The following is an 11,543-nucleotide window of genomic DNA, read 5'->3' as shown; positions in this document are numbered from 1 at the left end:
GGCGGCGGTCCGGGCGCTCTAGGCGGCCTTGACCGCCTCGACGGCCTTCATGATCCGCTTGTCGGACACCGGGTAGGCGGTGCGGATCGCCCCCTGGGCGAACAGGCTCACCCGGTACTCCTCCAGCATCCACCGCAGCTCGGTGACGTCGGGGTCGGCGGCCCGGCCGGGCTTGAGCGCGCCCGTGGCCCTGGCGACGGCCTGGCGCATCTGCTCGACCTTGGACATGCCGATCTGGTCGCGGCGCGGGTTCTCCGGCAGCTTCTCCAGCCGGTACTCGATGCCGCGCAGGTAGCGGTGCAGGTCGTCCAGGCGGGCCACCCCGGTGGCGGCGACGAACCCGTCGCCGACCAGGGAGCCGAGCTGGCCCTGGACGTCGTTGAGCGAGGGCAGGACGGCCAGCGACGTGGTGCCCTTGACCTTCTTGGTGATTTTGCGCCACAGCACCAGGGCCCGGGCGGCCCTGGGCAGGATCTCGGCGACGGTGTCCCCCAGGTCGGCGCGGATGCGCTCGGCCAGGGCGGCGAAGTCGTCACCGTTCCACACCGGTCCGCCCTCGCGGGCGAGCAGGTGGTCGACGGCGGCCGCCTCGGCGTCGGCGAGGAGCTTCTTGACGGACCCGTAGGGGCTGTCGGCCAGGGCGAGCTTGTCGGGGTTGTTGAGCCCCTTGCTGACCACGGCGGCCGGGGAGGGCAGGTTGAGCAGCAGCAGCCGCCGGGTGCCCAGGCGCATGGCGGCCCGCTGTTCGGCCTCGGTGTCGAAGATGCGCACGGCGACGCTGTCGCCCTCGTCGACCAGGGCCGGGTAGCCCTTGACCTTGGGGCCCAGCGCCTTGCGTTCCAGGGTGCGCTCCAGCGGACCGAAGTCCCACGTGGTGAGCCCCTTCTTCTCCACGCCCTTGGCCTCGGCGGAGATGGCCTCGCGCAGGCGCGGTTTGAGCTTGGCGCGCAGCCGCTCCAGGTCCTTGTCCTCGGCCAGGGCGCGTCCGCGGTCGTCCACGGCGCGGAAGGTGATGCGCAGGTGGTCGGGAACCCGGGTGAGGTCGAAGGCGTCGGCCCCGATCCGCTCCCCCGCCATGCGGGTCAGCTCGGCGGCCAGCGCCGCGGTGAGCGTCCCCTCGTAGGGGGTGAGCCCGCCCAGGGCGCGGTCGGCGTTGTCGGGGACGGGGACGAAGTTGCGGCGCAGCGGTTTGGGCAGGGACCGGATGAGCGCGGTGACCAGTTCGGGGCGCAGGCCCGGGATCTGCCAGTCGAAGCCGTCGGCCTCGACCTGGTTGAGGACCTTGAGCGGGATGTGGGCGGTGACGCCGTCGGAGTCGCTGCCCGGCTCGAACTGGTAGGTGAGCGGGAAAACCAGGGCGCCCTGGCGCCAGGTGTCGGGGTAGTCGTCCTCGCTGACGGTGGCGACGCCGTCGTTGATGAGGTCCTCGCGGGTGAAGTCGAGGAAGGTCGGCTGCTCGTGGCGGGTCTTCTTCCACCAGGCGTCGAAGTGGGCGGCCGAGACGACGTCGGCGGGCACGCGCGCGTCGTAGAACCGGAACAGGGTCTCGTCGTCCACGACGATGTCGCGGCGGCGGGCCCGGTGCTCCAGGTCCTCGACCTCGTCGAGCAGGGCGCGGTTGTCGCGGAAGAAGTGGTGGCGGGTGTCCCAGTCGCCCTCCACCAGGGCGCGGCGGATGAACAGGTCCCGGGACATCTCCGGGTCCACCCTGCCGTAGGACACCTTGCGCTGCACGACGATGGGCACCCCGTAGAGGGTGACGCGCTCGTAGGCCATGACGGCGCCGCGCTTGCGCTCCCAGTGGGGTTCGCTGTAGGTGCGCTTGACGATGTCCCCGGCGAGTTCCTCGGCCCACTCGGGTTCGATGCGGGCGACCATGCGCCCCCACAGTTTGGAGGTCTCGACGAGTTCGCCGGCCATGACGAAGCGGGGCTGTTTCTTGAACAGCGCCGAGCCGGGGAAGATCGCGAAGCGGGCGCCGCGGCCGCCGAGGTATTCGTGCTTCTCGGGGTCCTTGAGGCCGACGTGGGACAGCAGCCCGGCGAGCAGGGACATGTGGACGGCGCGCGGGTCGGCGGCCTCGGGCCGCAGCGGCGGCACCTCCACGTCCATCTGCCGCAGGACCTGCTTGAGCTGGCCGTGGATGTCCTGCCACTCGCGTACGCGCAGGTAGTTGAGGAACTCCTCGCGGCACATGCGGCGGAACTGGTTGCCGGACAGCTCCTTCTGCTTGTCGCGCAGGTGGTTCCACAGGTTCAGGTAGGCGAGGAAGTCCGATTCCTTGTCGGTGAACCGGGCGTGCGCCTGCTGGGCCTGCTGCTGTTTGTCGGTGGGGCGTTCGCGCGGATCCTGGATGGACAGCGCGGACGTGATGACCAGGACCTCGGCCAGGCAGTCGCGTTTCTCGGCCTCCAGGACCATGCGGCCCAGGCGCGGGTCGACCGGCAGCTGGGCCAGGCGGCGGCCCAGCGGGGTGAGGCGGCGCTTGGCGCCGGTGGGGTCGGGGTGCAGGGCGCCGAGCTCGGTGAGGAGGTTGACGCCGTCCTTGATCTGGCGGTGGTCGGGGCCGTCCACGAACGGGAAGGCGGCGACGTCGCCCAGGCCCAGGGCGGCCATCTGGAGGATGACCGAGGCGAGGTTGGTGCGCAGGATCTCGGGGTCGGTGTACTCGGGGCGGGACAGGAAGTCCTCTTCGGAGTACAGCCGGATGCAGATGCCCTCGGAGACGCGGCCGGAGCGGCCCTTGCGCTGGTTGGCGGAGGCCTGGGAGACGGCCTCGATGGGCAGGCGCTGCACCTTGGTGCGGTGGGAGTAGCGGGAGATGCGCGCGGTGCCGGGGTCGATGACGTACTTGATGCCGGGGACCGTCAGGGAGGTCTCGGCGACGTTGGTGGCCAGGACGATGCGGCGGCCGGTGTGGGAGGACCAGACGCGTTTCTGCTCGGCGACCGAGAGGCGGGCGTAGAGCGGCAGGATCTCGGTGTTGCGGAGTTTCTGCTTCTCCAGGGCCTCGGCGGTGTCGCGGATCTCGCGTTCGCCGCTGAGGAAGACCAGGACGTCGCCGGGGTCCTCGCGGGAGAGCTCGTCGACGGCGTCGAGGATGGCCTGGGTCTGGTCGCGGTCCGTGCCCACCCGTCGCCCGCCACCACCCTCAACGGACGCCTCCGGCGCGGCACCTCCCCTGGGATTCTTCTCCTCGGGGTCGAGGATGTCCTCGGAGATGGGCCGGTAGCGGACCTCGACCGGGTAGGTGCGGCCGGACACCTCGACGATGGGGGCGTCGTCGAAGTGGCGGGAGAACCGCTCGGGGTCGATGGTGGCCGAGGTGATGACGACCTTGAGGTCGGGGCGCTTGGGCAGCAGCTGCTTGAGGTAGCCCAGCAGGAAGTCGACGTTGAGGCTGCGCTCGTGGGCCTCGTCGATGATGAGCGTGTCGTAGGCGCGCAGCATCCGGTCGTGCTGGATCTCGGCCAGCAGGATGCCGTCGGTCATCAGCTTGACGAGGGTGTCCTCGCCGGAGGTGTCGGTGAAGCGCACCTTGTAGCCGACGGTGGCGCCCAGCGGGGTGCCGACCTCCTCGGCGATGCGCTCGGCGACGGTGCGGGCGGCCAGCCGGCGGGGCTGGGTGTGCCCGATGGTGCCCATGACGCCGCGGCCCAGCTCCAGGCAGATCTTGGGCAGCTGGGTGGTCTTGCCCGACCCGGTCTCGCCGGCGACGATGACGACCTGGTGGTCGCGGATGGCCGCGGCGATGTCGTCGCGGCGGGCGCTGACCGGCAGCGACTCGGGGTAGGTGAGTTCGGGGACGGCCTCGCGGCGCAGGTCCACGCGCAGGTGCGCCTCGTCGACGTCCTTGGCGATCTGCATCAGGACGGAGGCGCGGCGGCGCTCGTCGCGCATCTTGGCGAGGCCGTCGATGCGGCGGCGCAGCCGGTGCCGGTCCGCGGGCATGAGGTCGCGGAGCCGGGAACGGAGGTGGTCCGCGGCGGGCGCGGGCGTGGTGGTGCTCATCAATAGTCAAGGGTAGGAGGGGCGGCAACCGGTTTTCCCGGAGGCCGCACGGAAACGGGTACGGCGGGGGTGCCGCGTGCCCACCGGATCAACGCCGGGCCGGCCGCCGTTGTTCCTGGTCTCCGTCGGATAACGGCTCCGGTCTGTACCGCTACAAGGCCTAGCATGGGGATATGCCCCACGACACACGTACCGTGCTGTTGGCCTCGGCCACCGCCCTGCTGGACGGCGGCGGCGTCGAGGCGGTGACACTCCGGGAGGTCGGCCGACTGAGCGGGGTGTCCCACATGGCCCCCTACAAGCACTTCGAGGACAAGGAGTCCCTGTTGGCGGTGATCGCCTCCAGGGAGATGGACCGGCTGGCCGCGCTGGTCAACCGTGCCGCCGACGCCCCGAACGACCCCGGCGGGACGCTCCGCTCCGTCCTGCACGCCTACGTCTCGTGGGCGCTGGAGCACCCGGTCCGCTTCCGGTTGATCTACGGCGGCCCGTGGACCGGTCCGCGGCCCGAGCTGGAGCAGGCGGCCGGCCGCACCTCCAAGGTGATGTCGGACGTGGTGCGCCAGTGCCAGAGCCGGGGGGAGATGCCCGACCGCGACCCCGAGCGGTGCACCTGCCTGCTGCTGGCCGCGGTGCACGGCGCCGTCCAGTTGGAGCTGGCCGGGCACCTCACCACCGGGACCGACCCGGACGCCATCGTCGACGACCTGCTGGACCTGCTGCACGCCACCCGCTGACCGCGCTCCACCCGCTAGGGAGCGCGGCCGCCCCGGTCACCCTGTCAGAATCCGGCCCCCGCCGGGAACACCGTGAACGTTCCCGGCGGGGGCCTTCGCGTTCATCATCGAGGTATGAACACGCTCTCAGGCCTGGCCCCCTTCGTCGCCCGCGTCGCGGACGTGGAGCTGGAACCCGACCCCCTGGACCCGGAGCAGGTCGTGGCGGGCGACCCGCGCGTCTCCTCCTGCACGCTGTGGGAGTCGGCCGACGGCTCCCAGAGCCGGGGCGTCTGGCAGATCACCCCGGGCACGGTGACCGACACCGAGGCCGACGAGGTTTTCGTAGTGCTGAGCGGGCGCGCCACCGTGGAGGTGGAGGGCGGCCCGGTCATGGAGGTCGGCCCGGGCGACGTGTGCCTGCTGCGCGCGGGCGACCGGACCCGGTGGACGGTGCACGAGACGCTGCGCAAGGTGTACCACGTCACCGCCTCCTGACCCCGGGCGCCCACCACCGCCCGGCTCCCGCCGCGGGGGCGGCGGGGGCCGGGCACCGTCACAGGCCGCGGGCGGTGAGGTGTTCGTGGAAGAGGGCGCCGACGAGGTCGACGTGCCCCTCCAGCATGGTGAAGTGGTCGCCGGGGACGTGCAGGACCTCGTGCTCGCCCGTCCAGGTGAACGGGGCGAGCGGGTGCCCGTCCCGGTCGACGGTGGGCTGCTCCGGGCGCAGTTGGAGAACCGGGGTCTTCACCGGTTCGGGCCGCCAGTCCTGGAACAGCCGCAGGTAGGCGCCCATGGCGGTGAGGCGGACGCCGTCCATGATGCCGATCATCTCCGCGCGTTCGACCACGCCCGTCTCGATGGTGGGCAGGCCCGACACGTCCAGGTCGACGGGGTCGGGGGTGTCCATCAGGGCGGTGAGCACCGGCAGCGGGGCCTTCTTGCGGTCCCGGTCGCGGAAGAACCTGCTGCGGCCCCTCCTGCGGGTGCGGCGGGCCTCCAGACGGCGCACCACCTCGTGGGCGACCCAGCCGCCGGAGGAGCGGCTGACCAGGATGTAGGGGTCGTCTCCCGCGCATTCGGCGACGGCGTCGGCCAGGAGCTCGGCGGCGGCGTCGATGCTCTCCGGGAGCGGTTCGCCCTCGCCGAACCCGGGTTGGGCGATGACGTCCACCCGGCGGTGGCCGCGGATGTGCCCGGCGAACCGGGCGAACTCCTGGACCCCGGACACCATGAGGATCGACGGCAGGCAGATGAGCCGGGTGGCCTCACCCTCGCGGGACAGCCGGACCGGGACGCGGGGCGGCCCGTCGGCGGCGCCGGTGAAGGTGGGCCGCATCCGGGAGGCGGACCACAGCAGGTCGAGGCCGTCGGCGATGCGCCGCCTGCGGCAGGCGTCCACGAACAGGTCGACCAGTCCGTCGGCGGCGGGGCGCCCGCCCTCGTGCGGGGCCGGTTCCTCCTCGACGGTGAGCTCGGACACCAGGTGGGCGGCCAGTGCGTCGGGGGTGGGGTGGGCGAACGCCAGCCCGGCGGGCAGCCGCAGGCCGGTGGCGGCGGCGAGCCGGTTGCGCAGTTCGACGGCGGTGAGCGAGTCGAAGCCCATTTCCAGGAACGGGGTGTCGGCGGCGACCTCGGAGGCGTCGGTGTGGCCCAGGACTTCGGCGGTCATGGCCAGGACGCGGGTGAGGGCGGTCTGCGGGCGCCGTTCGGCGGGGGTGCGGGCCAGGGCGGAGCGCAGGTCGGCTGCGGCCGGTCCCGCGCCGCCGGCCCGGCGGCGCGGTGGCCGGACCAGGCCGGAGAGCATGGTGGAGACGGTGCCGGTGCGGGCGACCCGGGCGCGGGCCCCGGCCAGGTCCAGGGGGACGGGCAGCAGGTGGGGGCGGCCGGTGGCCAGGGCGGCGTCGAAGAGGGCGAGCCCGTGGCCGGTGGGCATGGGTCCGGCCAGTCCGAGGCGGGCGTAGCGGCCGATGTCGCTGTCGTCGAGGCGGGCGGTGCCGCCGCCGCGCCGGGCCCACATGCCCCAGGACAGGGACACGGCGTGCAGGCCGCGGGCGCGCCGCCGGTGGGCGATCGTGTCGGTGTAGGCGTTGGCGGCGCTGTAGTGGGCCTGGCCGGGGCTGCCCAGGGTGCCCGCGGCGGAGGAGAACAGGATGAACGCGGCGCTGTCGGGAAGGAGCTCGTCCAGGTGGTGGACGGCGTCGACCTTGGGTCGCAGGACCCGGTCGACGGCCTGGGGGGTGATCGAGGTGAGCAGGGCGTCGTCCAGGGCGGCGGCGACGTGGACGACGGCGGTGATGTCGTGGTCGGCCAGCAGGGCGGCGAGCCGGTCGCGGTCGGCGGTGTCGCAGGCGGCCAGGGTGGTGTGGGCGCCGCGGTCGGCCAGGTCGGCTTCGAGTTCGGTGGCGCCCTTGGCGTCGCGGCCGCTGCGGCTGACCAGGAGCAGGTCGCGTACGCCGTGGTGGTCGACCAGGTGGCGGGCGATCTCGCCGCCCAGGGTGCCGGTGGCACCGGTGACCAGGACGGTGCCGGTCCCCAGGTCGAGGGGGGTGCCGGTGCGGTCGGTGCGGGCCAGGCGGGGGGACAGCGCTTGCCCGGCGCGGACGGCGACCTGTTCGTGGCCGCCGGTGAGGGCGGTGACCAGGACGGGGGCGCTGCGGCCGGGGTCGTCGGTGTCCACGATGGCGAACCGGCCGGGGTGTTCCTGGGCGGCGGCGCGCACCAGCCCCCACAGGGGGGCGTGGACGGTGTCGGGGACGTCCTCGCCGTCGGCGGCGGCCACGGCCCGGTGGGTGAGGACGACCTGGCGGGCGTTCTCGGTGCGGGGATCGGCGAGCAGCCGCTGCACGGCGGTGACGGTGTCCTTGACGGCGGCGCGTACGTCGGCGGGTCCGGGGTCGGTCGGGGGGACCAGCCGGGCGAGCAGGACGCGGTCGGGGGCGGGTGCCCCGGCGTCGAGCGCGGCCAGCAGGGCGTGGGTGTCGGGGTGGGCGCGGACGGTGTGCCCGGCGGCGGTGAGCGCCGAGGCGGTGTCGAACAGGTCCTCGCCCAGGACCGCCCACACCTGCCGGCCGGGGGTCGTCGCGGCGGTGGGGGCGGGCCCCCAGGCGATGTGGAAGAGGTCGTCGGGGCCCGCCCCGCCCCTGCCCGGGGCGGCGGCGGGTGCGCGCAGGACCAGGGAGTCGACGGTGGCGACGGGTGCTCCGGCGGAGTCGGCGAGCAGCATCGCCACCTCGTCGGTGCCGGTGGGTCGGATGTGGACGCGCAGCCGGGTGGCCCCGGTGGCGTGCAGGGTGACGCCGCTCCAGGTGAAGGGCAGCCGTACCCCGTCGCGGGGCATCCAGGGTGCGCAGCCGACGGCGTGCTGGGCGGCGTCGGCCAGGGCGGGGTGCAGCCCGAACCGGGCGGCGTCGGCGTGGTGGGCCGGGGGCAGGTCGATCTCGGCCCACACCTGGTCGCCGCGGGTCCAGGCGGCGGTCAGTCCGCGGAAGGCGGGGCCGTAGGCGTAGCCGACGGCCTCCAGGGCGGGGTAGAGGTCGGCGGTGTCCGCGGGTTCGGCCCCGGCGGGCGGCCAGGCGGTGAGGTCGGCCGGTGCCGTGGCGGGTTCGGGGGCCAGGGTCCCGGCGGCGTGCCGGGTCCAGGGGCGCTCCCCCAGGTCGGGGGCACCGGGGTCGCCCGCGGGGCGGGCGTGCACGGTGACCGCCCGGTGCCCGTCGCCGTCGGCGGCCTCGACGGCGACCTGGACCTGGACGGCGCCGGTCTCGGGCAGGACCAGGGGTGCCTGGACGATGAGTTCGGCGACGTGGGGGACGCCGAGCCGGTCGCCGGCGGTGAGCGCCAGGTCGAGGAAGGCGGTGCCGGGCAGCAGCACGGTGTCGCCCGTGGCGTGGTCGGCCAGCCAGGGCTGGGCGGTGCGGGAGAGCCGCCCGGTGAACAGGACGGTGCCGGTGTCGGCGAGCGGCAGGGCGGCGCCGAGCAGCGGGTGCTCCTCGGTCTCCAGTCCGGCGGCGGACACGTCGCCGCGGGGGCCGGTGTCGGCCAGCCACAGGCGGCGGCGCTGGAAGGCGTAGGCGGGCAGGTCGACGGTGCGGGCGCCCTCGCCGAACACGGTCGTCCAGTCGGGGGCGGCGCCGTGCGCGAACGCCTCGGCCAGGGCGGTGAGCAGGCGTTCGGTGCCGCCCTCGTCGCGGCGCAGGGTGCCCTGGGCGGCGGCGTTGGCGCCGGTCTCGGCGATGGTCTCGGTGATCGGGACGGTGAGCACCGGGTGGGCGCTGACCTCGATGAACCGGGTGTGTCCGGCGGCGAGCAGGGCCTCGGTGGCCTGCTGGAAGCGCACCGTGCCGTTCAGGCCCGCGTACCAGTGCCCGGCGTCGGCGGGCCGGTCCAGGAGGCCGCCGGTGACCGGTGTGTACAGGGGGGTGTCGGGGGTGCGCGGGGTGAGGTGGGCGAGTTCGGCGAGGAGGTCGTCGCGGACCGCCTCGGTGTGGGGGGTGTGGGAGATGAGGCGGTCGGCGAACAGGCGGGCGCGCACGCCCTGTGCGCCGCACGCCTCGATGAGGCGGGCGACGGCGTCGCGGTCGCCGCCCACGACGGTGGTGCCGGGGCTGTTGACGACGGCGATGTGCAGGTCGCCGCCCGTCTCGGAGAGCAGGGGTGCCAGGTCGGCGGCGCCCTGGGAGACCACGGCCATGGCGACGTCGCCGGTGAGCCTGCCGAGCAGGCGGCTGCGCACGGCGATGACCTCGGCGGACTGTTCCAGGGTGAGGGCGCCGGCGATGTGCGCGGCGGCGACCTCGCCCTGGGAGTGGCCGATGACGGCGTCGGGGTGGATGCCGTGGGAGCGCCACAGGGCGGTGAGGGCGATCATGACCGCCCACAGCAGCTGGGGGACGATGTCGGCGCGGTCGGGGTCGGGTGCGCCGGGGCGGCCGAGCAGGACGTCGGTGAGCCGCCAGTCGTTGTGCGGGGCCAGGGCGCTCTCGCAGGCGGCGATGTGTTCGGCGAACACGGGCGACTCGGTGAGCAGGGCGCGTGCCATGCCCTCCCACTGGGAGCCCTGGCCGGGGTAGACGAACACGGTGCGGCCCTCGCGGGCGCGGCCGCGTGCGGTGCCGGGTTCGCGGGCGGCACCGGTGGTGCCCGCGGCCGTGGCGGCTCTGGAGGCCAGCGTGTCCAGACGGGAGAGCAGGGTGGGCAGGTCGGCGCCGACGACGGCGGCGCGGTGGGCGTGGGCGGTGCGGTGGGCGGCCAGGGTCCACCCGATGCCGGCCGGGTCCGCGTCGGGGTGGGCGGTGACGTGGTCGTGCAGGCGGCGGGCCTGGTCGGCGAGGGCGTCGGCGGTGTGCCCGGACAGCACCCACGGCACGGGGGCGGGGGCCGTTCCCCCGGGGAGCAGGGTGACGCCCTCCCGGGCGGGCTCGGGCTCGGGCGCCTGTTCCAGGACGGTGTGGACGTTGGTGCCGCTGGCCCCGAACGCGGAGACCCCGGCGCGGCGCGGGGCGCCGGTGTCGGGCCAGGGCCGGGCCTCGGTGAGCAGCCGGACCCCGCCGGTCTCCCAGGCGACGTGCGGGGTGGGCTCGGCGACGTGCAGGGTGGGCGGCAGCACCCCGTGGCGCAGCGCCTGGACGGCCTTGATCACCCCGGCCACCCCGGCGGCGGCGCCGGTGTGCCCGATGTTGGACTTGAGGGAGCCCAGCCACAGGGGTTCGCCGGTGCGGTCGCGGCCGTAGGTGGCCATGAGCGCCCCGGCCTCGATGGGGTCGCCCAGCCGGGTGCCGGTGCCGTGCGCCTCGACCAGGTCGACGTCGGCGGGGGTCAGCCGGGCGTCGGCCAGGGCGGCGCGGATGACCCGCTCCTGGGCGGGTCCGCTGGGCGCGGTCAGCCCGCTGGAGGCCCCGTCCTGGTTGACGGCGATCCCGCGCAGCACGGCCAGGACGCGGCGGCCGTGGCGGCGGGCGTCGGCGAGCCGTTCCAGGACGATCATGCCCGCGGCCTCGCCCCAGCCGGTGCCGTCGGCGTCGGCGGAGAACGCCTTGCAGCGGCCGTCGGCGGCCAGCACGCCGTGCCCGTCGAAGGACACCCAGGGGGTGACCTCGGTGTACACCCCCGAGCCTCCGGCCAGGGCCAGGGAGGACTCGCCCGAGCGCAGGGAGCGCACGGCCAGGGCGATGGCGGTCAGCGAGGAGGAGCAGGCGGTGTCGACGGTGACGGCGGGGCCCTGGAGCCCCAGGGTGTAGGACACCCGTCCGGCGGCGACGGCGGGCATGCCGCCGAGCATCCGGTAGCCGACCAGGCCGGGCGGCGACTCCTGGACGGGCGGGCCGTACCCCTGGCCGACCAGGCCGACGAACACCCCGGCGGGGGTGTCGCGCAGGGAGTCGGGGACGATCCCGGCGTGTTCGAGGGCCTCCCAGGCGGTCTCCAGGACGAGCCGGTGCTGGGGGTCCATGGCCAGGGCCTCGCGGGGGTTGATCCCGAAGAAGGCGGGGTCGAAGTCCCCGGCCTCGGCGAGGAAGGAGGCGGAGCGGACGTAGGTGGAGCCGGGGGCGTCGGGGTCCGGTGACAGCAGCCGTTCCAGGTCCCAGCCGCGGTCCTCGGGGAAGGGACCGAGGGTCTCGCGGCCCTCGGCCACCAGGTCCCAGAGGGCCTCGGGTCCGGCGGCTCCGGGGACGCGGCTGCCGATGCCGACGATCGCGATCGGCTCGTGGTCGCGCTCTTCCAGCTCTTCGACCCGGGTGCGGGCCTGGCGCAGGTCGACGGCCATTTTTTTGACCAGTTGGCGAAACTTGTCCTCATTCGTCATGCGTGTGCTCTCAC

General features: G+C 74.5%; 4 protein-coding genes. 2 read left to right on the top strand and 2 right to left on the bottom strand.

The window, feature by feature from the left end; translation table 11 throughout:
* Nucleotides 1–18 precede the first annotated feature (18 nt).
* Nucleotides 19–4,011: an ATP-dependent RNA helicase HrpA gene (gene hrpA / locus ACJOT3_RS08495; RefSeq protein ID WP_406970593.1), complete on the bottom strand. Its 3,993-nt coding sequence runs from the start codon at nt 4,009–4,011 to the stop codon at nt 19–21.
* A gap of 173 nt (nt 4,012–4,184) precedes the next feature.
* On the opposite strand from hrpA, the gene ACJOT3_RS08490 reads away from it, so the two are divergent.
* Together ACJOT3_RS08490 and ACJOT3_RS08485 are read left to right on the top strand one after the other, a co-directional pair.
* Nucleotides 4,185–4,748, top strand: coding sequence for a TetR/AcrR family transcriptional regulator (locus ACJOT3_RS08490; RefSeq protein ID WP_406970591.1), 564 nt, complete (start codon nt 4,185–4,187; stop codon nt 4,746–4,748).
* Nucleotides 4,749–4,862: 114 nt separating this feature from the next.
* A complete protein-coding gene (locus tag ACJOT3_RS08485; protein ID WP_406970589.1) occupies nt 4,863–5,225 on the top strand; it encodes a cupin domain-containing protein in 363 nt (120 codons plus the stop codon).
* 58 nt (nt 5,226–5,283) lie between these two features.
* Here the strand turns inward: ACJOT3_RS08485 and ACJOT3_RS08480 are convergent, their stop codons facing one another.
* Nucleotides 5,284–11,529 (bottom strand): type I polyketide synthase, encoded by a 6,246-nt coding sequence (locus ACJOT3_RS08480; RefSeq protein ID WP_406970587.1) that lies wholly within the window; start codon nt 11,527–11,529, stop codon nt 5,284–5,286.
* Nucleotides 11,530–11,543: the final 14 nt, after the last annotated feature.

The sequence above is a fragment of the Nocardiopsis protaetiae genome (assembly GCF_045446735.1).
GTDB lineage: Bacteria > Actinomycetota > Actinomycetes > Streptosporangiales > Streptosporangiaceae > Nocardiopsis > Nocardiopsis protaetiae.
This window is presented reverse-complemented; position numbering and strand designations above follow the sequence as displayed.